A 22905-nucleotide genomic window follows, 5' to 3' on the forward strand; every position below is an offset into this window, starting at 1 on the left:
GCCGAGAGCGCAGCTGGCGGGGCGCGCGGCGCTCCTGGCGGGTGGCGTCCGTCTCGCTACCTCCACGCGGTGCAGTTCGTCCGGCACCCCGCCGCGCCGACTGAGGACCGCCGGGAGCGTCGGCCCACACCATCGCGGGGTCGTCGCCCCAGGGGGTGGCGGCCTTCCGGCGCCCCGGACGGCGCGGTCACAGGAGGAGCCCCCGTCACGTCCCGCGCCGTGAGGCGAGCGCGACGTCGTCGGCCGCGGCCCATGCCAGCGAGTACCAGGAGAGCCCGGCGAGGACCGCGGCGCTCGGCAGCTCGGCGAAGTAGGCCAGCGCCTGCGCGAGCTCGTAGTCGGAACCGCGGTGCGCCGACCACAGGTCGAAGAACGCGTCCAGGCCGAGCAGCACGGCGCTGGCCGAGGCAAGAGGGCTGGTGGCGCGGTGGCGCCGACGCACCAGCCAGGCCAGCAGGAACAGTGCGGCGATCTCGATGACGTCCAGCCACACCCAGGAGTTGGAAAGGTTGCGTGCGCCGAAGCGTCCCTTCACCGACATCACGAGCACGGCGATCCACGGCATCAGCAGCACGCCCGCCGAAATGAGAACCGTCGGCAGCCAGCGCCGGATCGCGGCTTCACGGGCCGCGACCGCCCTCTTGGAATTACGCACCGCCGGAGCCTACCAATGGCGGATGAGCCCGCACGGCACCGCGTTCGACCCCTCGCCCGCCGGCCTGGTCCCGCCGCCGGCCGGGTCGCTCCCCCGGCGGACCACCTCTCCGAGGCCGTGCCGAGGTCGTCGAGGGCACCGGTGTCCTGGAGTCCAGGCACCGGCGGGCCCTGACTCCACCGTGCTGGACGACGCGGTCGCCGCCCGGGACACCCCCGCCCAGATCATCGGCGCGGTCCGGGTGGGGGTCCTGAGGTCCCCGGCGCCGGCGAGGTGGCCGCCCGCCGTGCACCGCCCACGAGTACGCCGAGCCCGGCAGGCCCCGCATCGCTTGGAACGACGGGCAGAGCCGAGCCGACCTCCTCGCGCCCGGCCCGGCGCCGCGCCCTACGGTGGAAGGAGTCGACCGACGGATCCGCGTGACCGCACTGCCCGTGAGGACGGTGAGATACATGTGCCGATGGCTTGCCTACTCCGGTTCCCCGATCATGTTGGAGGAGTTGCTGTACAAACCCGCCCACTCGCTGATCGACCAGAGCCGCCACGCCCGGATGGGCGTCGAGACGACCAACGGCGACGGGTTCGGCGTCGGCTGGTATCCGGACGAGCTGCGCGACGTCGACGGCGCCACGGATCCGGCGGTCTTCCGAGCGGTGGGCCCCGCGTGGAGCGACCGCAACCTGCACGAGCTCGCACACTGCGTGCGCTCGCCGCTGTTCCTCGCCCACATCCGTGCCTCCACCGGCACGGCGGTGCAGCAGACCAACTGCCACCCCTTCCGTTACGGACAGTGGCTCTGGATGCACAACGGCGCGATCCATGACTTCCCGAAGCTCAAACGCGACCTCGCACTCGAGGTCGCCGCCCCCCTCTACCCCTCCATCGAGGGCTCCACCGACTCCGAGCTGATGTTCTATCTGGCGCTGACCTTCGGGCTCCGGGACGACGTACCGGGAGCCGTCGAGCGCATGGCCGGCTTCGTCGAGGCGGTCGCCGCCCGGCACGGCGTCCCCAACGCCCTGCAGATGACAGTCGGCGTCTCCGACGGTAGGCGGCTGTGGGCGTTCCGCTACTCGACCGAACGCGCGTCCCGTTCGCTGTTCTTCAGCACCAGCGTCCACGCGCTACGCGCCCTGCATCCGGACAGCACCGTCCTGGGGCGGGTGTCCGAGGAGACCCGCATCATCGTCTCCGAGCCCATCGGTGACCTGCCGGGCGCCTGGAACCCCGTCCCCGAGTCCTGCTACGGGCTCGTTCAGGAAGGCCACGACTCGATCCACGTGTTCCGGCCGGTCCGGCCCTGATGAGCATCGAGAGCATCGCGGCCCTGCTGACCTCCCTCCTGGTGATCGCCCGCGCCGTCAGCGTCCTGCACTGACACCCGTCCCGGCTCTCCCACCCGGCGAGAACCGGACCACCTCCCGGACCCGGGGGTGGTGCCGGCCGGTCAGGACAGCGTGGTGAACGGCTCGTAGAAGGGCTCCGGGTACCGCACGGCCGCGTCCGGGTGACGGCCACGAGGTCCGACACCGGCTTCGGCAGCACGACCACCAGCGTCGTCGGCAGCCGGACGCCCCCCTGTCGCGACCCCACCCGGCCCCCCGGCCCTGCCTGCCCACCGATCGGACCGCCCGCCCGGACGCCGCGCCGTTTCGTTTCCCGGACTGCCACCGAGCGGAAAGGCTTCGCTCCCCGTGCTGCGCGAACGGCGTCCGACCGGGAGAGTGGGCCGGGGCCGGTACTCGGCCACACTCAGGGAAAGGCATCAGTGGAATCCGGACTTCGCATCGCCAGCCACCAGAGCGCACCCGGTGTGCGGTGGGTCGCACTCGACGGGGTCGCCGACATGGATACGGCTGACGTCCTGCGTGCCGCGCTGGACGACGGACTCGGTGCCCCTCCCCTCCCGCAGGCCCTGGTCGTGGACTGCGACAAGCTGAGCTTCTGTGCGTCGGCCGGGCTCAACGAGTTCCTGCGGGCCCGGATGACCGCCGTCGGCCTGGGCATCGCCTTCCGGGTCGCCGCGCCGCAGGACCAGTTGCGCCGACTGCTGCGCCTGACGGAGACCGACACCCTCCTGGGAGTGCCGCCCGTCCCCGAGTCCGAACCGTCCAGGCCGTTCTGACCCCCGGGCCCGACGGCAGGCGACGACCGGCCGACGACCGGCCCGACGATCACCGCCGTTCGGCGCCGACCCCCTTGAGCGCGAGCGACGGCGCCCGGCCGTACACCGAGCGGTAGAGGGCGGCGAACCGCCCGGGGTGGGCGAACCCCCAGTGCGCGGCGATATGCGTGACGGTCACCCCGGCGTGCGGGTCGGCGGCGGCGAGGTCCGCGTGCGCGCGTTCCAGCCGGACCCGGCGCAGAAACCCCAGCGGCGTGGTCCCCGCGTGGCGACGGAACGCGTACTGCAGTGCGCGCGGGGTCACCCTCACGGCGGTCGCGATGTCGGCGAGCGCGATGTCGCGGTGGGCGTTGTCCTCGATGAACGAGACCGCCCGCCGAAGGGTTCCGCTGTCGGCGTCGCGGGTGTCGACGCGCGCGGGCGCGGTCCTCACGGTGTGGGGCAGCGAGGCCAGCACCACCGCCGCGAGGTGCTGCGCGGCGGTGGAGACGGCCAGCGCGCCCGGGAAGGACGCCGCGTCGTTCAGGACCGCGTCGCGCACGTAGGCGATCGCGGCGCCGAGTCGCTTGTTCCCGGCCTCGGTGACCGCCCGGGAGCCCGTCAGCCTCACCGGTCCCGGCCCGGCTGCTCCGCCGGCGGCGGCCATCCGGTCCAGCAGGGCCGGATCGAACATCGCGATGGTGTAGCGCGCCGACCGTACCTCGCCCTGGTACGGGAGGTCGGGCTGGGCGAGGAGGAACGTCTCCCCCGGGCCGTACACCGTCTCCCGGCTGTCCGTCCGGTCCACCAAGGTCCCGGCGTGCATGCTGACCAGGCAGATCCTGCCCAGGCTGCCGGCGTCGTACCCCATGTCGAAATTGACGGCGAGACGGTCCACGCTCAGCGGGCCCGCCGCTCGACGGGTGACCCGCACCTGTGCGTCACTCACCGATCCACCGATCCGCATCGGGGTGTACGCGGACGACAGGAAGGCCTCCGTCGCGTCCAGGCTGCCACTGCGGAAGTCCACACTCTCCATGCCCCGATCCTGCCAGGGAATCCCGGCGCTCGAAACGAGGTCGCGGGAGCGCGACCCGCAGGCGACTCCCGCCCCTCCCGCGCCGGCGCGGGAGCTGAGGACCGGGCGTACGGGGACAGAGCGCGTTCGTGTGGCGGCGAGGGCGCCGAGCCTGCCAGGCGGCCCCCGGCCGGGGCGCGGCAGCCGCCGAGGGGGCACCGTGCCGAGTGAACTCCGTCTCCCCGACGGGGGTTGCGGCCGGACGGCGGCCCTCGGGTGCCGGCCGGGCACCCCTGGGGCCACTCACTCTCCTCCGGCGGGACCGGCATCGGTCGTACGGCAGAGCGAGAGTTCGCGCTCCCAGACGTCACTGTTCAGGCGTCACCGCAGGGGCGTCACTGTTCAGGCGCTGATCCGGGCGAGCATGGAAGCCAGCCGCCGCACCGCCTCCTCGGCCTGGGTGAACTGCTCCGCGGTGGGGACGACGGTTTTGAACGTCGGGCCGTCCCCCGCCGGCAGGGCCCGCCAGTGCAGGACGGGGGAGAGCGCCGCGCTGCACCCCGCCAGGAACCAGGCCAGGCGGCCGTGGGTGCGGGCCAGGCCGATCGCCAGCACGGCGAGCGCCTCGCGCAGCCGCTCCAGCCGCTGGGGCTCCACCGCATCCGCCCGGCCGCCCTCCGGGCCGACCACCCCGAGGCCGGCGGCCACCTCGCGGGCCAGCGCCCGGTCCCTCGGCGTGAGGTCCCACCCTGCCGTCCCGAGCTGCTGTTCCGCCTCCGTGATCAGCCCCAGGATCTCCACCCGCATGTCCATCCCCGCACGATAGCGGCAGCACCGGCCGCGCCGACACGGCCCGGCCGAGGGCACTTCGGGGAGGGAGTCGGGGGCCCGTCGGCGGGAGTTCCCGGACGATCGGCGCCGGGACCGGCCGGCGCGATTGGTTCGCGTGCACGTGGATAGACGCGCCGGGGCGACGACGTCGCCGACGCCGTCGGCCCGGGACGGGAGGCCGATCATGGCAGTAGCAGGTTCGCAGACCCCGAGGAGCGCGGACCGGGCCGGGCTGCACGCCCGGGCCGAGGCTCTGGGATGGTCGGTGGAGGATCCGCCCCCCGGAACCCGGCGCCCGCTCCGGTGCGAACGCTCCGACCTGACCGTGGAGTCGTTCTTCTCGACCGACGGCGAGTTCCGCGCCGCCCGGATCCACGGCCCCACCGGCCCCGACGAGGAACTCGACTTCCCGTCGACGCTCGACTTCCTGCAGCGCCACGGGACGGACGCCGGCCAGGGCGGAACCGCTGCCGCCGAGGCGGCCGCAGTCCTGGCGCGCAGCGCGGCCCGCCGTTCCCCGGCGGGCCCGGCGCCGCAGGAGACGCCGCCCGCCGAGGAGAGCACCACCGCCGGCATCTCCACCCCGGAGCCTCCCGAGGTGCGCCAGGCCTGGGGCACCTGGCCGATCGTGGTGGTCGCGGTGCTCGTCGTCTGCGTCGTGCTCTTCTTCGTCGCCCGCATCGCGGGCTGGTGAGGCCGGAGCCGCCATCCGGCCGTACGGATGTGGACCGGGTACGACGAAGCGCTCGTCCGGTACGGTCTGGAGGTGTGCCGGGCCTGGACCGCCGAGGGGCGCCGGGACACCTGTGCGGACAGCCTCCGGGACGGCCTGCCGGAGCGCGGGACCGGGCCCCTCGCCGTACGCTCCCAGGCGGAGCCGGCGGGTGCGGGAGAGCTCCCTCCGTGGCTGGGAGCCGCGGAGTTCCACGCCAGCCACCGGTCCGCGCTGCTCCGCAAGGACCCGGCGTTCTACCGGGCCCGCTTCCCGGAGGAACCGGACGACCTGGCCTACGTATGGCCCGCGTCCGACCCCGCGCACCGGGTGTGAGGCGGGAGCAGCCCGCCCCCGGGGGCCGGCCGGGCGTTTCGGGTCACCGCGGAGCGCTGACGCTCCCGCCGGGGAGGCGGGTCCGCCGGCCGGGGCTGCGTCCCGGCCGACAGATCCGCGTGTCCCGCGCGCCCTCCACCCCACTCACCACCCCGTGGCCGGAGGTGTCGGCAGGGCCTGGGTGGGCAGACGCGCGGCATGTGGCTGATGAAACCTCCCGGTGTCTACCGGGCGCAGGAAGACACCGATCTGCTGATCTCCAGTCTGGGCCGCGAGCGTCTGCGGGAGGGGGACGAGGTGCTGGACATCGGGACCGGCACGGGTGCGGTGGCCCTGGCCGCCGCCGGTACGGGCGCCCGCGTCACCGCCATCGACGTCTCCCGCCGGGCGCTGGCCACGGCGTGGCTCAACGGCGCGCTGAACGGGCGGCGCATCCGTGTCCGGCACGGCGACCTGGTGGAGCCGGTGCGCGGACGCCGGTTCGACCTGATCGTCTCCAATCCCCCGTACGTACCGGCGGCCGACGACGCGCTGCCCACCCACGGGGCGGCGCGGGCCTGGGACGCCGGGCACGACGGACGCGCGCTCCTCGACCGGATCTGCCGCGACGCCCCCCGGGTGCTGGCACCCGGCGGGATCCTGCTGCTGGTGCACTCCTCGCTCTGCGGGGTCGAGGCGAGCTGCCGGGCCCTGGCCCGGGCCGGACTGCGGACCGGGGTGGTCGCGCGCCGGCGCCTCGCGTTCGGCCCGGTGATGTCCGCGCGGGCCGACTGGTTCGAGGAACAGGGGCTGATCGCCCCCGGCGTGCGGCACGAGGAGCTGGCGGTGATCCGCGGTGTCCGACCTTTCTGACCTGCCCGGCGCGCCTGGGCTGCCCGACCTCCGGGAGACCCGGCGCCTGACCATGCCCGTGGAGAACGGGCCCCTGCTGGTGGAGGGGCCCGTCGAGGCCGTCCTGCCGGACGGCACCGTCCGGGTGAGCGAGCGCCCGGTCGTCGCGCTGTGCGTGTGCCGGCGCAGCAAGCGCTACCCGTTCTGCGACACCAGTCACCGTCGACGCTCCGTGCCGCCCGCGGAGCGCGCCCAGCGAGGCCGGGCGCGCGAGGAGGGCGCGGCCGAGGCCGGTTGACCACGGCCCGACCCTGCCCTCCCGCCCGGGCGGCGGGTTCAGGGCCGCAGGTGGTCGCGCAGCGCCCGCAGGGCCGCCAGGACGGCGGCCCGCTGGACGGCGGTGCGGTCACCGGGGGCGGGCGGGGCGAGCACGACGGTCTCCTTCGGCCCGGCCACCGCGACGTACACCGTCCCGGGTGGCCGGCCGTCCTGCGGCTCGGGGCCCGCCACGCCCGTGGTGGCGATCGCGTACGTGGTGTCCATGAGCCGGCGGACCCCCTCCGCCATCTGCCGCGCGACCTCCGGATCCACCGCCCCGCGTGCGGCGAGGAGGTCGCGGTCGACCCCCAGCACCCGCGCCTTGATCTCGGTGGCGTAGGCGGTGACCGAGCCTTCGAACACGCCGGACGCGCCGGGCGCCTCCGACAGCGCGACCGCCAGCGCGCCTCCGGTCAGCGACTCCGCGACGGACACCGTGCTCTCCGCGGCGCCGAGCGCGGAGTGGAGCTCCCGCGCCAGCCGCTGTCGCTCCTCGTGGCCTTCGGTCATCGCTGCCTTCCTTCGCGCTCGGGTGGTGGGGACCGGGCGAGCGGTCGCGGTGTCGGGACGCACCCCGGCAGCGGCGGCTGCCACCCGCGTGGGGTGGGCCGCGCCCCGGTCCGCCCGTCGAGTGCTGTCCGGTCACCGCCGGTCACCCGAGTCGCCGTGCGGAGATGCGTGAGGGGGCGATGGCCAGCAGGCTCGGGCCCAGGGCCGGAGAAGACCGCCGGCGCCCGTCCGCCCTGACGGCCGGCCGTCAGGGCGGCTACCCGGCGCGCCGGGCGCGACACACGCCCCCGCCACGTCATTCGACCACCTTGCACCCGCGCCCCTCGGGCCGGGCCGGCCTCCGCCGGCACTTCTCCGGCGGGCATCTCTCCAGCACCAGCAGTGAGGAACGCGATGGAAACGCCAGGCCCCCTCAAGAAGGCCGCTGACGCCCTTGTCGACGCCCTGACCGACGGCGACGCCCGCCCCCCGGTGGAAGTACCGGGTGCGCCGGGGGCGAAACCGCCGTCCGTGGCCGAGCCCACCGAGCCCCGGGCGCCCCTGCCGCCGAAGCCCGACCAGCGCGCGCCGGAGCCGCTGTCGGCCACCGGGCGGGGCGGACGGGCCGCCGACGACGTGCGGGCGCAGAACGGCGGGTTCCTGACGACCGCCCAGGGTGCGCGGCTACCGGATTCGGATCACTCGCTGAAGGCGGGTCCGCGGGGGCCGGTGCTGCTGCAGGACCACCACCTGCGGGAGAAGATCACCCATTTCGACCACGAGCGGATCCCGGAGCGGGTGGTGCACGCCCGCGGCGCGGCCGCCCACGGCGTCTTCCGGGGCTACGGCACCGCCGGCGGGGTCACCAGGGCCGCGTTCCTGGCCGAGGGCGTGGAGACGCCGGTGTTCGTCCGGTTCTCCACCGTCCTCGGCTCCCGCGGGTCGGCGGACACGGTGCGTGACACGCGGGGCTTCGCGACGAAGTTCTACACCACCGAGGGCGTCTTCGACCTGGTCGGCAACAACATCCCGGTGTTCTTCATCCAGGACGCCATCAAGTTCCCCGACATCATCCACGCCGGCAAGCCGCACCCCGACCGCGAGATCCCGCAGGCGCAGAGCGCCCACGACACCTTCTGGGACTTCGTCTCCCTGCACACCGAGGCCACCCACCACACCATCTGGAACATGTCCGACCGGGGCATCCCCCGCTCCTACCGGACGATGGAGGGCTTCGGCGTCCACACCTTCCGCCTCGTCGACGCCGACGGCGCCACCACGCTGGTGAAGTTCCACTGGAAGCCCAAGCTCGGCGTCCACTCCCTCGTCTGGGAGGAGGCGCAGCTGATCGCCGGCATGGATCCGGACTTCCACCGACGTGATCTCTACGACGCCATCGAGGCCGGCGCCTTCCCGCAGTGGGAACTCGGCATCCAGACCTTCCCCGACACCCCCGACCAGATGTTCGAGGGCATCGACCTGCTCGACCCCACCAAGATCGTCCCGGAGGAGCTGGCACCCGTCCGGCCGATCGGGCTGATGACGCTCAACGCCAACCCGACGAACTTCTTCGCGGAAGTCGAGCAGGTGGCCTTCCATGTCGGGCACCTCGTCCCCGGTATCGACGTCACCGACGATCCGCTGCTGGCCGGGCGCCTGTTCTCCTACCTCGACACCCAGATCACCCGGCTGGGCGGCCCCAACTTCGCCCAGATCCCGATCAACCGCACCCACGCCCCGGTCAACGACATGCTCCGCGACGGCTTCCACCAGGACGCCGTCCACACCGGCGTCGCGCCGTACAAGCCCAACTCCCTCGACGGGGGCTGCCCGTTCTTCGCCGGCGCCGCCGACCACGCCTACATCGAGCACCCCACCCCGGTACCCGCCGCCACCAAGGTCCGCGAGGCCCCGGCCACCTTCGACGACCACTTCAGCCAGGCCCGGCTCTTCTGGCTCAGCATGAGCCCGCCCGAGCGCGAGCACATCATCGCCGCCTACACCTTCGAACTGAACAAGTGCTACCACCAGGCCGTCAAGGAGCGCACCCTGCTGGTGCTCGCCAACATCGACCGCTACCTGTGCGCCAAGGTCGCCGCCGGCCTGGGCCTGCCGGCTCCGCAGCCCTCCGAGCCGGTCACGGACCCCGCGCCCAGCCCGGCCCTGTCCCAGCTCGGCCAGGAGTGGCCCACCCAGGGCCGGGTCATCGGCATCGTCGCCGATCCCGCCGGGGACCTCGCCGCTCTCGCGGCCGTGCGCCGGGCCGTCCTCGCCGCGGGGATGGTGCCCCTGGTCATCGCTCCGACGGGAGGCGAGCTCACCGCCGACGGCACGGAGCCCCTCGCCGTCCAGCGGACCTTCGCCACCGCCCGCTCGACCGAGTTCGACGCCATCCTGCTCGCCGGCTCGCCCGCGCCCGGGATCGACGCCGACGGCGGGCGCGACGCCAAGGCCGGCGCGCCGCAGGGCCCGGGCGCACCGGTCGACCCCCGCATCACCCTCCTGCTGGCCGAGGCGTGGCGCCACGCCAAGGCCATCGGCGGCTGGGGCACCGCCGAGCAGGCCCTGGCCGCGGCGGCCGTCCCCGCCGCCGGGCCGGGGGTCGTCCTCGGCGACGACGGGGAGAACGTGCTGCGCGAGATCAGCGGCCTGCTCGCCGCCCACCGGGTCTGGGACCGCTTCCCTCCCCCGGCCGAGGCCGCGACGCGCTGACCCGCCGCGGTGACGCAACGCCCCGCCACCGGGACCGGTGGCGGGGCGTTGCGGGCTTGTTCCAGAACGGCGGTCGGACCCTCTTCGGGGCGTATCCGCAGGTACGCCCCGAAGAGCTTGGCCAGGGGAACGTCAGCCCTGGCCGCCCTGTCCCTGGTGGCGGATCTCGTCCGCCGCCTCCTGCCCGGCGGCCTTCAGGTCGTGCGCCGTGCGCTGCCCGGCGTCCTGGGCGGCCCCCTTGCTGGTCTGGGCGGCGTCCTGGGCCGTGGACTTGACCGCCCGCACCGCGTCGCCGGCCGGTTCGCGCAGCTCGTCGCGCACCTCCTGGACGGCTTCGACGGCGGCCTGCTTCGCCGGCTCCAGCAGCTCCGGGTGCTCGCGCAGCTTGGCGCCGCCCTGCTCCTCGACCTTGCTGGTCGGCAGCAGCGCCGCCGCGAGAAGGCCGGCGCCGAACGCCATCAGGCCGGCGGCCAGAGGACTGCCCTGGGTCCGGCGACGCACCTGGGCGGGGGTCTGCTGGACGGCGTCGCCGATCTGGGCGGCGGTCTCCTTGGCGGTTTCGCCGAGATGCTCGACGCCCTCGCCGGTCGCGGCGGCCGCCCGCTGCGCGGACGATCCGGTGTCGTGGACGGTGCCCATCACTCGCTCCCTGATTCCGGTGATCCTGTCCCGTGCGGCCTCGGCCTGGCGGTGCGCCACCCGGCCGGGGGCGACCTTGTCGGCCAGCCGGTCGACGTTGCGTGCGAGGTGCGCGCGGCGCGCCTCCACCTCACTCCTCAGCTCGTCGGGTGTCGCACCCATGCCGCGTCCTCCTTCAGGGTCTCCAGGGTCTGTTCGGGAGTGAGGCGTACGTCCTTCAGGCGCTTGCGCCCGGTGCGGTAGAGCACGGCGCCCACCACCGCCCACAGGGCGGTGACGATCAGCGCGGCCCACGCCAGGTTCATCGCGTTGCCGAGCGCGAAGACCAGGGTCAGGCTGGCGAGCACGAGCACCAGGTGGCCCGCGTACCCGGCCCCGGCGAGCATCCCGGAGGCCTTCCCCGCCTTCACCGCCTCCTGCTTGACCTCCGCCTTCGCGAGGTCGATCTCGTCGCGCACCAGTCTGCTCAGATCGTCGGTGATCTCACTGATCAGATCGCCCAGTGACTGGTTCCCGGTTGCCGGCGGGGCCGCCGTCGCCCCGGTCGGGTACGGCGGCGGGCCCGGGGGCCCGCCGGTGGGAGCGGGGCCCGCCGCCGGAGCCTTGGCGGCCTGTTCGGAATAGGAGATCGCCATCGCTAGACCCCCTGCGCCGGCGGCCGCCGGCCGAAGGCCGGATCCTGGCCGTAGGCGGGTGTGACGTGGGGCGGCTGGGACTGGCCGTAGTCCTCGTACGGGCCCGGCGCGACGCCGCCGCCGGTGGGCAGCGGACTCGCCGGCGGATACCCTGGCGCGGGCGGCGCCGCCGGGCTCGGCGGTGTCACCGGGACGGGCGGCGGGTACTCCCGCCCACCGCGCCCTTCCCCGCCGGGGGCCGACGTGCTCCCGGCCGCCGCGACGCCCTTGCCCGTGCGGCCGAGGGCGAAGCCCGCGAGCGCGGCACCGGCCAGGAACACCCCGGGCCGACGGCGCGCGAAGTCCTGCACGTCCTCCAACAGGCCGTCGGGGCCGCGCCGTTCCAGCCGGTCGGCCACCTGGTGGCCGCCGTCGGCCAGTTGGCCCACCGCGGCGGTGGCCGCGGAGTCCGGCTTCCCGTGGTCGGCCATGTCCCGCAGCTCGTGGGCCAGCCGCCGCACGTTCTCCGCCAGTCGTCCGGTCTGCGCCCGGGCCTGTTCCTGTACCTGATCGCGAGCCTCGGCGAGCAGGTCACGCACCTGCGCACCCGCCTCGCCGACCACCTCCGATGCCTGGTCCTTGGCCGTACCCACGGCCTCGCCCACGTTGTCGGCCACCACCTGTGCACCACCGCCGGCCTTGTCCCGCACGCTGCGGACAGCGGCACCCGCCACTGTGGCGTCCTCTTCCTGGTTCGAACCCACCGGGCCCGTGTACTCGTTCAAGGCTCCTCCTCACGCATCGGTCGGATCGTCCTTGGGCCGCGCCTGCCCGGCATCGGGAGGTGTAACCGCGTTCGTCCGACCCGACCGGGCGGCGCCGGCGCGGGCCGCCCGGACCGGCGTGAACCGCGCACCGGTCGCACCCGGTGATGACCACAGTGGGTGCCCGGGCCGTTCGGCGGCTCCTTCGCCGGGCCGTTCGGCCGCGCCCGGGGTAGCGTGCTGCACGGGGAGAGGGCACCGGCACGAGGAGAGTCATGCCTGACGCCATCGTCATCGGCGCCGGCCCCAACGGGCTGGTGGCCGCCAACATCCTGGCCGACGCCGGCTGGCAGGTGGAAGTCCTGGAGAGCCAGTCGGAACCCGGCGGAGCCGTCCGCAGCGACCGGGGCGTGCATCCCGGCTACGTCCACGACGTGTTCAGCTCCTTCTACCCCCTGGCCGCCGCCTCCCCCGCCATCGGCGCGCTCGACCTGGGCGCCCACGGCCTGCGCTGGAGCCACGCGCCCACCGTGCTGGCCCATCCCCTGCCCGACGGGCGGTGCGCCACCCTGCACCGCGGGGTGACCGCCAACTGCGCCGGGCTGGAGAGCGCCTTCGGCGGAGCCGACGCCGAGGCGTGGCAGCGGCTCTCCCAGCTGTGGGAGGACCTCGACCCGCACCTCGTGAGGTCGCTGTTCACCCCCTTCCCCCCGGTCAGGGCGGGGGTCGCGATGGCCGCCCGGCTGCGGGCCGCGGACGGGCTCCGGACCCTGCGCTTCCTGACCCTCCCGGTACGGCGCCTGGCGCAGGAGGAGTTCACCGAACCCGGCGCCGGTCTCCTCCTCGCCGGCTGCGCCCTGCACGCCGACCTGCTGCCCGAGAGCGTCGGCAGCGCCGCGTTCGGCTGGCTGATGGCGATGCTCGGCCAGCAGGTCGGCTGGCCCGCCCCGGTGGGCGGCGCGGCCGCGCTCACGGCGGCGCTGGTGCGGCGGCTCGAGGCGTCGGGCGGAAGCGTGCACTGCGACGCCCGGGTGGTGGAGGTGGTGGTGCGCGGGGGCCGCGCGCTGGGCGTGCGCACCGCCGACGGCCAGTCCCACCGGGCCCGCCGTGCCGTCCTCGCGGACGTTCCGGCGCCGACCCTGTACGGCGCCCTGGTGGGGTGGGAGCACCTGCCGCCCCGGACGCGCGCGGATCTCCGGCGCTTCCAGTGGGACTTCTCCACGGTCAAGGTCGACTGGGCCCTCGACGGCCCCATCCCCTGGACCGCGCCCGAGGCGGCCGCGGCCGGGACGGTGCACCTGGGCGCCGACCTCGACGAGTTGAGCGACTACGCGCTGCAGTTGAGCACGGGGCGGCTGCCGCGCCGCCCGTTCGCGCTCCTGGGGCAGATGACGACCACCGATCCCGGCAGGTCCCCCGCCGGCACCGAGTCCGCCTGGGCCTACACCCACGTCCCCCAGGTGATCAGGGACGACCTGGGGGACGCCGGCATCACCGGCCGCTGGGACACCCGCGAGACCGAGGCGATGGCGGAGCGGATCGAGGACCAGGTGGAACGGTTCGCCCCGGGCTTCAGGGACCGTATCGTCGCCCGGCGCGTGCTCACCCCGCCCCTCCTGGAGGAGCGCGATCCCAGCCTGGTCGGCGGCGCGATCAACGGCGGCACCACCGCGCCGCACCAGCAGTTGGTCTTCCGCCCGGTACCGGGCACCGGGCGCCCCGAGACGCCCGTGGCAGGGCTCTACCTGGCCTCGTCGTCCGCCCACCCGGGCGGTGGTGTCCACGGGGCCTGCGGGGCCAACGCCGCCCGCGCGGCGCTGCGCTCGCACCGGCTGCTGGCCGGTCGCGTGCTGGCACCTGGTCTGGCCGCGGCCCAGCGGCTGCTGTCGGGCCGCCGCGGACAGCACGAGTGAGGTTCTCCCTGCCGGGTGCTCCGCCCCGCCGGACCGGCGTTGGCGGGGCGCCGGACGCCCGGCATCGCGGGAGCAACGACAGCGCGGAGCCCGGCAGGTCCGGGACGAACGAAGGAGGAGTCGCATGGCACGGCGCCAGCAGTTCATCGAATGCCCACCGGAAGCGGTCTGGAGCGTCCTGTCCGACGGCCGCAACTACGCCGAGTGGGTGGTCGGGACCCGGGACATCGAGCACGCCGACGCCGACTGGCCGGCCGTCGGCACCCTGCTGCACTTCCGGGCCGGTATCGGGCCGCTCACCCTGGACGACCGTTGCGTGGTACGGATCTGCGAACCCGGCACCCGCCTGGAACTCGAGGCGAAGGCCGAACCCTTCGGTGCCGCCCGCATCGCGTTCACCCTCGTCCCGTGGGGCGCCAACACCCTGGTATTCCTCGACGAACACCCCCTCACCGGCCCGGGAAGCCGGCTCCAGGGGCCGCCCAGCGAGCTGCTGCTGCACCTGCGCAACCGCCGGCTGCTGGGCAACCTGGCCCGCGTGGCGGTCCGGGAGCACCAGCAGACCGCCGGGGCGGCGCCGAACCACCACCCGGGGTGAGCACGCGCCGGCCCGGCCGGAACCGGACCGCGACGATCAGGACGGGACACGGTCGACGACACCCGGCGCGGGCTGCCGGATCGCGGCGAGGGCCGGGATGCCGGAGATGCCATCCGTCATACCTGCCAGTGCAGTTCCGCGCCGCGCCGACCGGGCCGCCGCCCACGGGCCGCGCCACCGGCCGGACCGGTCGCACCGCGATCCCCGCTACCGGCGGCAGGGATCACGGGCGCGGGTGACGACCCGTGGAGAGCCGGGCGGGGCCGGCTTCCCGGGGACCGTCGGAGCGGGCGCACCGGCGCCCGGAGCGGCGGCGTACGTGCCGTTCCCGTCGTCGTCGGTACCGGAGACGGTACGGACTGAGGGGTCCGCACCGGACGTCACCCGCGGCCCGGGGGCGCTTCGACACGAAGATCGCGGGTAGTCGACGCGCCGTCGGGCGCGGGTCCGGCCGGTCGCGCGGTCCGTCGAGGGGAGCGGCGGTCGAGAAGAGCGACGAAGGTGGGGGCGCGCCATGATGGGACATTCGCACGCGGTGAGCGGCGGGCTGCTGTTCGCGGCGGCGTCGAGCCATCTCCCCGTCGAACTGGTCGGACCCGGGTTCGGGCCCGCCGACCTCCTGATGGGCACCGTCCTGTGCGCCGGCGCCGCCCTCCTGCCCGACCTGGACCACCACGACAGCACGCTCGCCCACTTCCTCGGGCCGGTGTCCGGGGTGCTCTGCCGCGTGCTGGGCCGGGTCAGCGGGGGCCATCGCCACGCGACCCACTCGCTGCTGTTCGCGGCCCTCGCCGGCGCCGGTACCTGGGCCGGTATCGCCCATCTGGGCCGCGGCTTCGTCCTGGGCCTGACCTTCTGCCTGCTGGCGCTGGCCCTGCGGGCCCTGCACCTGCACCCGCCCGGCAACGGCCCGGCGACCTGGGCACTGCCCACCGGCCTGGCCGCCCTCGGAGCGGCCGGCCTGGACTCCTGGCTGCCGAACGCCCGGTACTGGCTGCCGTGCGCGGTGACCCTGGGCGTCCTGGCACACCTGCTCGGTGACTTCCTGACCAGGCGGGGCGTCCCGCTGTTCTGGCCGTACGGACGGCGTTACGAGATACCGCTGATCAAGCGCACCGGAAACGGCGTCGAGACGAGGTTCCTCGCCCCCCTCATGACGATCGCGACCTTCGTCCTGCTCTGGTGCACGGTCTTCCCCGGAACCCTGCCGATCAGCTGAGCCGGGCGGCACCCCGCCACCCGCCCGGACGACGGCGCGCCCCCGGCGGGGCCGGCGGCGCCGACCGACGCCGCTCAGCCCTGCGGGAGGTCGATCTCGACCCAGACCGCCTTGCCGGGGCGGTCGGCCCGCAGGAGGTGCCCCCACCGGCTGGCCAGCAGCTCGACGGTGTGCAGGCCGTGCCCGCCGATGCGGGTCGGCTCGTGCGGCAGCCGGGGCCGCGGCGGTTCGTCGGAGCCGTCCAGCACCTCGATCCGGAGGGTGCCGGCACTCGCGGACAGGACGAGCTGGTCCGGCCCGCCGGCGTGCTGGCAGGCGTTGGTGGCGAGCTCGGAGACGATGAGGAGGACGTCGTCGGCCCGGGCCTGCTGGTCCGGATCGGTGGTGGGCAGCCATCCCCAGTCCTCCAGCGCGGCCCGTGTCCGGTCGCGACAGCGTCCGACCGCACCTGCCGCACCGTCCAGGGTCAGCCTCCGGACCTGACCGGTGGGAGGCATCCCTGGCATCACCGACCGGCTCGCCGTCCGGTACTCACTGGCACTCATCTGTCCTCACTCCGACGACCGACCGGGACCGGGTGGCAACCGGCCTTTGCTTCCTCGTGTGCCCGCCGGTTCGCAGGAGACACCGGTGACGTGCACCGGGCCCCGCCGCCCCCCGACGGCTGCCGCACGGTCCACGGGCCGCCCTCCGGCGCCCGGGTGTACCCGGCGTCATCGGGCGAGAGCCGAACCGAGGTCCGCGCGGATGTCGAACACGGTCTGCGCCCCGGTGAGCTCGAACACTCGGGCGACCGAGGACTGCAGGCCGGCCAGGACGAGGGTGAGGTGCGCGCGTTCCGCTTCGGCGCGGGTGTTGAGCAGCAGGTTGAGGCCGGTGGAGTCGCAGAACGACAAGCCGTGGCAGTCGACGACGACCCGCTCCCGGGCCTGTCCGATCGCCTCGTGGAGCTGCGCGCGCAGGAGCGCCACGCTGTCGTAGTCCAGCTCGCCGACCGGCGAGACGACCACCGCACCGTCCTCGGTTCGCAGATCGGCCCTGAGGCGCACGGTGTGCGAGTCCTCGCCGGGCTGCTGGGGGGCCGGTTCCGGCTCGGGGACGCCGTGGGGCATCGCTCTCCGTCCTCCTTCTGTCGAGTGGGGCCGTGTCTGCCCGTACGACGGTACGGCGGCATCCGACCGCAAGGTACGCCCTCCGGGCGGGACAGTCGAGCAGCACCACCCGAATGTGCGGGCAATGTGAATATAGTGGGGCCTTTCCGCAAGGAGAGGCCTGATCCGGGTGAGGCTGGGCACGTGAGCCGCGTCGTACCCGATCAAATGACCCCCAGCAGAGGAGAGGGCATGCCGACCGTCGTGTCCCGCCCTTCGACCAGTGCCCGCACCAGCAGTTCTTCGACCGCCGCGACCGCACCGGTGGCCGGCGGCGACGCGGTGACGTCCTCGGCCGACCTCGTCCGGGTGGCCGCGCGGCTGGGGATCGAGGCGGACCGATTGGCCGAGGTGTGCCCCGCCGATGCGCGCGAGCTGTCGAAGGCCCTGTTCGTCCGCCTGCGCGCGGCGGAGGAGGGCAGCGCTGAGTACTCCTACGTACGCGGCACCCTGATCGAACTGAACATGGCGCTGGTGAAGTTCGCGGCGAACCGGTTCACCCACCGCAAGGAGCCGATCGAGGACATCGTCCAGGTCGGCACGATCGGTCTGATCAAGGCCGTCAACCGCTTCGACCCGTCGTTCGAGGTCGAGTTCTCCACGTTCGCGCTGCCGACCATCCGGGGCGAGATCAAGCGCTTCTTCCGCGACACCGGCTGGATGGTGCACGTCCCCCGCCGTCTGCAGGAGCTGCGGCTGACACTGGCCAAGACCAGCGACGCGATGGAGCAGTTGCTGGACCGCGTCCCCGCGCCCGCCGAGCTGGCCGCCGAGCTGGACCTGACCGAGGACGAGGTGCGCGAGGGCCTGATCGCCTCCCAGGCGCAGAGCGCGAGCTCCCTCGACGCCCCGGCCCTCGGGGCGGACGGGGCGGACGGCGGCGACCCGCTGGCGGACCGGGTCGCGCAGGAGGAGGGCGCCTACGAGCTCATGCTCTGCCTGGAGACCCTCAAGCCGGCGATCGCCGCCCTGCCGGAGCGCGACCGCACCATCCTCTCCCTGCGCTTCGGCGCCGAGCTGACCCAGGGCGAGATCGGCCGCCGGCTCGGCATCTCGCAGATGCACGTCTCCCGGCTGCTCAACCGCATCCTGGCCGGCCTGCGCGCCGAACTCCTGGCCGACACCTGAGCGATGCTCCCGAGCCGTCGCGGACGGCATGGGAGGGGCGCCCGACGAGCCGTCGGGCGCCCCTCTCGGGGGTCCCGGGGTGTTCCCGACCGTGCGGCGGCGGGAGCGGGCGGCGTCGGTCGCACCGGCGGCGAAGCGGGTGATCAGGATCACCGGCACCCGCCCCGGTGCTTCCGGAGCGGGCCCGGCGTCGCGGGAGAAGGCGGCGACAGGTCGGCCGGGGCGACGCGCCACCGCGGCGCGGGGTCGCCCTCCGGCCGGCGCCGACGGGCCGCACGGCCTTGCGGGGGTGCCGGGTGCGTCCGCCCTGGCCCGCGGGCCAGGGCGGACGCACCCCGTGGGGGCGTGCGGCCCGACGTGAGCGGGGTCACGGCCCCGGGCCGACGGGGGAGTTCACCCTGGCGGAACAGGTGGAGTACCGTCCCTGACGGTACGGACTGGTGCCTTGCGCGGCCGTGTGGCCCGGCCCTCGGCCGGGTCCGAGGCCGGAGCGGGCGGTGACTGTGGCGGGCCTTCGGCCCGGCACCTGACGAGGAAGCGACGTCCCGATGGCGGGCACGACGAAGTCCCAGGCACAGCGCACGACGAGCGACACCGCGCAGGTCGGCGAACCGGACCTGCGGCGGCTGCTGGCCGGGCTGACCGCCGTACGCGACGGCGACTTCGGCACCCGGCTGCCCGACGATGCCGACGGGCTGCTGGGCGAGATCGCCACCGTGTTCAACGGCATGGTCGACCAGCTCTCCCTGTTCACCTCCGAGGTGACCAGGGTCGCCCGCGAGGTCGGCACCGACGGCCGGCTCGGCGGCCAGGCCAAGGTGCCCGGCGTGTCGGGGACGTGGAAGGACCTGACCGACTCCGTCAACGCGATGGCCGGCAACCTCACCACCCAGGTCCGCGACATCGCCCAGGTGGCCACCGCCGTCGCCAAGGGCGACCTGTCCCAGACCATCACCGTCGACGCCCGCGGCGAGATCCTCGAACTCAAGAACACCGTCAACACGATGGTCGACCAGCTGTCCGCCTTCGCCGGCGAGGTGACCCGGGTGGCCCGCGAGGTCGGCACCGACGGCCGGCTCGGCGGCCAGGCCGACGTCAAGGGTGTCTCCGGCACCTGGCGCGACCTCACCGACTCGGTCAACTTCATGGCCGGCAACCTCACCGCCCAGGTCCGCTCCATCGCCCAGGTGGCCACCGCCGTCGCCAAGGGCGACCTGTCCCAGAAGATCAACGTCGACGCGCGCGGCGAGATCCTGGAGCTGAAGGAGACCATCAACACGATGGTCGACCAGCTGAGCGCCTTCGCCGGCGAGGTGACCCGGGTGGCCCGCGAGGTCGGCACCGAGGGACGCCTGGGCGGCCAGGCCGACGTCCGGGACGTCTCCGGCACCTGGCGGGACCTCACCGAGTCGGTCAACGTCATGGCCGACAACCTCACCGCCCAGGTCCGCTCCATCGCCGAGGTGACCACCGCCGTCGCCCAGGGCGACCTCTCCCAGAAGATCCGGGTGGACGCGCGCGGCGAGATCCTGGAGCTGAAGGAGACCATCAACACGATGGTCGACCAGCTGAGCGCCTTCGCGGACGAGGTGACCCGGGTGGCCCGCGAGGTCGGCACCGAGGGCAACCTCGGCGGCCAGGCCACCGTCCGCGGTGCCTCCGGCACCTGGAAGGACCTCACCGACAACGTCAACGTGATGGCCTCCAACCTCACCGGCCAGGTCCGCTCGATCGCCCAGGTGGCCACCGCCGTCGCCAAGGGCGACCTCTCGCAGAAGATCACCGTCGAGGCCAAGGGCGAGGTCGCCGCGCTGGCCGGCGTCATCAACACCATGGTCGACACGCTCTCCGCGTTCGCGGACGAGGTGACCCGGGTGGCCCGCGAGGTCGGCACCGAGGGCACCCTGGGCGGCCAGGCCCGGGTCCCGAACGTGGCCGGCACCTGGAAGGACCTCACCGACAACGTCAACTTCATGGCGCACAACCTCACCAGCCAGGTCCGCAACATCGCCCAGGTCACCACCGCCGTCGCCAAGGGCGACCTCACCCGCAAGATCGACGTGGACGCGCGGGGCGAGATCCTGGAGCTCAAGACCACCATCAACACCATGGTCGACCAGCTGAGTGCCTTCGCCGCGGAGGTCACCCGGGTGGCCCGCGAGGTCGGCAGCGAGGGCCGGCTCGGCGGTCAGGCCGAGGTCGAGGGCGTCTCCGGGACCTGGAAGCGGCTCACCGAGAACGTCAACGAGCTGGCCGGCAACCTCACCCGCCAGGTCCGCGCGATCGCCGAGGTCACCAGCGCGGTCGCCGAGGGCGACCTGACCCGCTCGATCACCGTGGACGCCTCCGGCGAGGTCGCCGACCTCAAGGACAACATCAACTTCATGGTGGAGTCCCTGCGTGAGACCACCCGGGCCAACGAGGAGCAGGACTGGCTCAAGTCCAACCTCGCCCGGATCTCCGCCCTGATGCAGGGCCGGCGCGACCTGCCCGTCGTCGCCGAGCTGATCATGGACGAGATCACCCCGCTCGTCGCCGCCCAGTACGGCGCCTTCTACCTGGCCGAGGACACCGGCGGCGCCACCTTCCTCAACCTGATCGGGTCCTACGCCTTCCCCGCCGGCGCGAGCCCCACCCGGTTCAGGCTCGGCGAGTCCTTCGTCGGCCAGGCCGCCCGCAGCCGGCGCACGATCGCCGTCGACCGGCTGCCGGCCGGCTACGTGAGCGTCTCCTCGGGCCTGGGCCGGGCCGAGCCGACCTCGCTGATCGTGCTGCCGATCGTCGTCGAGGAGCAGGTGCTCGGCGTCATCGAGCTCGCCGCGCTCCAGGACTTCACCCCGGTGCACCAGGCCTTCCTGGAACAGCTGATGGAGACCATCGGCGTCAACGTGAACACCATCGTCGCCAACGCCAGGACGGACGAGCTGCTCGGCGAGTCCCAGCGCCTCACCTCCGAACTGCAGGTCCGATCCGCGGAGTTGCAGGCCCGCCAGGAGGAGCTGCAGTCCTCCAACGCCGAGCTGGAGGACAAGGCCGCCCTGCTCGCCGCCCAGAACCGGGACATCGAGACCAAGAACCTGGAGATCGAGCAGGCCCGCCAGGAGCTGGAGGACCGCGCACACCAGCTGTCGCTGGCCTCCACCTACAAGTCGGAGTTCCTGGCCAACATGAGCCACGAGCTGCGCACGCCGCTCAACAGCCTGCTGATCCTCGCTCAGCTGCTCGCCCAGAACCCGACCCGCAACCTGACGGCCAAGCAGGTCGAGTACGCCGGGATCATCCACTCCGCCGGCTCCGACCTGCTGCAGCTCATCAACGACATCCTCGACCTCTCGAAGGTCGAGGCCGGGAAGATGGACGTCTCCCCGGAGCGCATCCCGCTGCGCCAGCTGCTCGACTACGTCGAGGCCACGTTCCGGCCGCTGACCAGCCAGAAGAGCCTGGCCTTCCAGGTCACCACCGCCGCCGGAGTACCCGCCGAACTGCTCACCGACGACTACCGGCTGCGGCAGGTCCTGCGCAACCTGCTGTCCAACGCGGTGAAGTTCACCGAGCGGGGCAGCGTCGACCTGCGCATCGAGCTCGCGGACGGCGCGCAGCTGCCCGAGGTCGCCCGCCGCGACGACGGTCCGGTGGTCGCCTTCCACGTCGTGGACACCGGCATCGGGATCGACCCCCAGCACCTGGAGAGCGTCTTCGGCGCGTTCCAGCAGGCCGACGGCACCACCAGCCGCAAGTACGGCGGTACCGGCCTGGGCCTGTCCATCAGCCGGGAGATCGCCTTCCTCCTCGGCGGCGCCATCACCGCGCAGAGCACCCCGGGTCAGGGCAGCACCTTCTCGCTCTACCTGCCCGCGGCCAGGGCGGAGTTCGTCGAACTGAGCGGCCAGGCCCCGCGGGAGGCCCTGGAGCCCGGCCCGGCCGAGTCGGCCCGGCCGGGCCAGGACGAGCAGGCCGGGCAGCCGGGCACGCCGGAGGTCGCCCAGCCCAAGCGGCTGCTGGTCATCGAGGAGCGGCAGCGCGGCCTGCTCTCCCTCGTCGCGGAGAGCGCCGTCGCCGACCTGACCGGGCACGCCGACCTCGGTGGACCGCGCGGGGCGGTCGAGGTCATCACCACGGTAGGGGCCCAGGAGGCGGCGGAGACCCTCGCCGCGACGCCGTGCCACTGCGTGGTCCTCGAACTGGACCTGCCGAACGGCGCGGCGCTGGACTTCCTGGAGGAGATGGCACGGGACGCCGCGCTGCACAGCGTGCCCGTCCTGGCGCACAACAACCGGCGCCTGGGGGCCGAGCAGGAGCGGCTCCTGCAACAGCGCGCCACCGTGCAGCCGCTCGAACTCCTCTCCAGCCTGGACGAGTTGCGCGAGCGCATCGCCCTGCACCTGAGCGCGGAGCAGCCCGGCGACGTGCTGCCGCTGGTCCGTGCCGAGGACCCGGCCACCCCGCTCGCCCAGGACGTCGACGGCTCGCTCGCCGGACGGACCGTCCTGGTGGTCGACGACGACGACCGCAACCTGTACGCGCTGACCGGGATCCTGGAACTGCACGGCATGCGGGTGCTGCAGGCCGAGAACGGCCGCGCCGCGATCGACACCCTCACCCGCAACGCCGGTGTCGACCTGATCCTGATGGACGTCATGATGCCGGAGATGGACGGCTACGCCGCCACCACCGCGATCCGCGCCATGCCCGCGTACACCGATCTGCCGATCATCGCCGTCACCGCGAAGGCGATGATGGGTGACCGGGAGAAGAGTCTCGCCTCCGGTGCCAGCGACTACGTCACCAAGCCGGTCGACGCGCGCGACCTGATCACCTGCATCGAGCGGTGGCTGAGGCCGTAGCGCGACCCCCATCGGACCAGGCCACTCGA

General features: G+C 73.9%; 20 protein-coding genes and 1 pseudogene. 12 read left to right on the forward strand and 9 right to left on the reverse strand.

The features are described 5' to 3' along the window. Positions 1-205: 205 nt before the first annotated feature. The gene (locus ACIF6L_RS37075; RefSeq protein ID WP_396491747.1) at positions 206-655 is read right to left on the reverse strand and encodes a hypothetical protein; all 450 of its coding nucleotides are present in this window, start codon (positions 653-655) and stop codon (positions 206-208) included. A 452-nt stretch (positions 656-1107) separates the two neighbouring features. On the opposite strand from ACIF6L_RS37075, the gene ACIF6L_RS37080 reads away from it, so the two are divergent. Together ACIF6L_RS37080 and ACIF6L_RS37085 are read left to right on the forward strand one after the other, a co-directional pair. After that, positions 1108-1959: a class II glutamine amidotransferase gene (locus ACIF6L_RS37080; protein ID WP_396491748.1), complete on the forward strand. Its 852-nt coding sequence runs from the start codon at positions 1108-1110 to the stop codon at positions 1957-1959. A 509-nt stretch (positions 1960-2468) separates the two neighbouring features. Beyond that, a complete protein-coding gene (locus ACIF6L_RS37085; protein ID WP_396491767.1) occupies positions 2469-2780 on the forward strand; it encodes an STAS domain-containing protein in 312 nt (103 codons plus the stop codon). A gap of 49 nt (positions 2781-2829) precedes the next feature. On the opposite strand, the gene ACIF6L_RS37090 is transcribed toward ACIF6L_RS37085, so the two are convergent. Both ACIF6L_RS37090 and ACIF6L_RS37095 read right to left on the reverse strand, forming a co-directional pair. After that, a complete protein-coding gene (locus tag ACIF6L_RS37090; protein ID WP_396491749.1) occupies positions 2830-3798 on the reverse strand; it encodes a helix-turn-helix transcriptional regulator in 969 nt (322 codons plus the stop codon). 381 nt (positions 3799-4179) lie between these two features. Continuing rightward, positions 4180-4590, reverse strand: a complete 411-nt coding sequence (locus ACIF6L_RS37095) for a hypothetical protein (protein WP_396491750.1) — start codon at positions 4588-4590, stop codon at positions 4180-4182. A gap of 202 nt (positions 4591-4792) precedes the next feature. Between ACIF6L_RS37095 and ACIF6L_RS37100 the strand changes: the two genes are divergently transcribed. The 4 genes and pseudogenes from ACIF6L_RS37100 (at position 4793) to ACIF6L_RS37115 (ending at position 6785) form a co-directional block, all read left to right on the forward strand. Beyond that, positions 4793-5302, forward strand: coding sequence for a DUF6480 family protein (locus ACIF6L_RS37100; protein ID WP_359838111.1), 510 nt, complete (start codon positions 4793-4795; stop codon positions 5300-5302). Beyond that, a pseudogene (locus ACIF6L_RS37105) lies at positions 5303-5656 on the forward strand (MSMEG_6728 family protein); the annotation flags it as partial. It abuts the gene before it with no gap. Positions 5657-5863: 207 nt separating this feature from the next. Further along, a complete protein-coding gene (locus tag ACIF6L_RS37110) occupies positions 5864-6508 on the forward strand; it encodes a HemK2/MTQ2 family protein methyltransferase (protein ID WP_359838109.1) in 645 nt (214 codons plus the stop codon). Further along, positions 6492-6785 (forward strand): CDGSH iron-sulfur domain-containing protein, encoded by a 294-nt coding sequence (locus ACIF6L_RS37115; RefSeq protein ID WP_396491751.1) that lies wholly within the window; start codon positions 6492-6494, stop codon positions 6783-6785. Before ACIF6L_RS37110 ends, ACIF6L_RS37115 begins: the two co-directional genes overlap by 17 nt. 38 nt (positions 6786-6823) lie before the next feature. On the opposite strand, the gene ACIF6L_RS37120 is transcribed toward ACIF6L_RS37115, so the two are convergent. Beyond that, positions 6824-7315 carry a CinA family protein gene (locus ACIF6L_RS37120; protein WP_359838107.1) on the reverse strand — a complete coding sequence of 164 codons (492 nt, stop codon included), beginning with the start codon at positions 7313-7315 and terminating at the stop codon, positions 6824-6826. 393 nt (positions 7316-7708) lie between these two features. On the opposite strand from ACIF6L_RS37120, the gene ACIF6L_RS37125 reads away from it, so the two are divergent. After that, positions 7709-10006 carry a catalase gene (locus ACIF6L_RS37125; RefSeq protein WP_396491752.1) on the forward strand — a complete coding sequence of 766 codons (2298 nt, stop codon included), beginning with the start codon at positions 7709-7711 and terminating at the stop codon, positions 10004-10006. 132 nt (positions 10007-10138) lie between these two features. On the opposite strand, the gene ACIF6L_RS37130 is transcribed toward ACIF6L_RS37125, so the two are convergent. The 3 genes from ACIF6L_RS37130 to ACIF6L_RS37140 are packed head-to-tail and all read right to left on the reverse strand — an operon-like array spanning position 10139 to position 12044. Beyond that, complete coding sequence (locus ACIF6L_RS37130) at positions 10139-10807, reverse strand: DUF3618 domain-containing protein (RefSeq protein ID WP_396491753.1); 669 nt, start codon at positions 10805-10807, stop codon at positions 10139-10141. Next, entirely contained in the window at positions 10783-11280 is a 498-nt protein-coding gene (locus ACIF6L_RS37135) for a phage holin family protein (protein ID WP_396491754.1), read from the reverse strand. The genes ACIF6L_RS37130 and ACIF6L_RS37135 overlap by 25 nt, the downstream gene beginning before the upstream one ends. 2 nt (positions 11281-11282) lie before the next feature. After that, a complete protein-coding gene (locus tag ACIF6L_RS37140; RefSeq protein ID WP_359838102.1) occupies positions 11283-12044 on the reverse strand; it encodes a hypothetical protein in 762 nt (253 codons plus the stop codon). 254 nt (positions 12045-12298) lie between these two features. Between ACIF6L_RS37140 and ACIF6L_RS37145 the strand changes: the two genes are divergently transcribed. The 3 genes from ACIF6L_RS37145 (at position 12299) to ACIF6L_RS37155 (ending at position 15753) form a co-directional block, all read left to right on the forward strand. Further along, positions 12299-13936, forward strand: coding sequence for an NAD(P)/FAD-dependent oxidoreductase (locus tag ACIF6L_RS37145; protein ID WP_359810100.1), 1638 nt, complete (start codon positions 12299-12301; stop codon positions 13934-13936). A 124-nt stretch (positions 13937-14060) separates the two neighbouring features. Next, positions 14061-14534, forward strand: coding sequence for an SRPBCC family protein (locus ACIF6L_RS37150; protein WP_359838099.1), 474 nt, complete (start codon positions 14061-14063; stop codon positions 14532-14534). 514 nt (positions 14535-15048) lie between these two features. Continuing rightward, positions 15049-15753: a metal-dependent hydrolase gene (locus ACIF6L_RS37155; protein ID WP_396491755.1), complete on the forward strand. Its 705-nt coding sequence runs from the start codon at positions 15049-15051 to the stop codon at positions 15751-15753. 74 nt (positions 15754-15827) lie between these two features. On the opposite strand, the gene ACIF6L_RS37160 is transcribed toward ACIF6L_RS37155, so the two are convergent. Continuing rightward, entirely contained in the window at positions 15828-16298 is a 471-nt protein-coding gene (locus ACIF6L_RS37160; RefSeq protein WP_396491756.1) for an ATP-binding protein, read from the reverse strand. Positions 16299-16466: 168 nt separating this feature from the next. After that, positions 16467-16865, reverse strand: coding sequence for an STAS domain-containing protein (locus tag ACIF6L_RS37165; protein ID WP_396491757.1), 399 nt, complete (start codon positions 16863-16865; stop codon positions 16467-16469). Between the two features lie 207 nt (positions 16866-17072). On the opposite strand from ACIF6L_RS37165, the gene ACIF6L_RS37170 reads away from it, so the two are divergent. Both ACIF6L_RS37170 and ACIF6L_RS37175 read left to right on the forward strand, forming a co-directional pair. Next, complete coding sequence (locus tag ACIF6L_RS37170; protein WP_396491758.1) at positions 17073-18032, forward strand: SigB/SigF/SigG family RNA polymerase sigma factor; 960 nt, start codon at positions 17073-17075, stop codon at positions 18030-18032. A 548-nt stretch (positions 18033-18580) separates the two neighbouring features. After that, on the forward strand, positions 18581-22876 hold the full coding sequence (locus ACIF6L_RS37175) for a HAMP domain-containing protein (protein WP_359810082.1): 4296 nt from the start codon (positions 18581-18583) through the stop codon (positions 22874-22876). Positions 22877-22905 lie beyond the last annotated feature (29 nt).

The sequence above is a fragment of the Kitasatospora sp. NPDC086009 genome, assembly GCF_044540385.1.
Taxonomy (GTDB): Bacteria; Actinomycetota; Actinomycetes; order Streptomycetales; family Streptomycetaceae; genus Kitasatospora.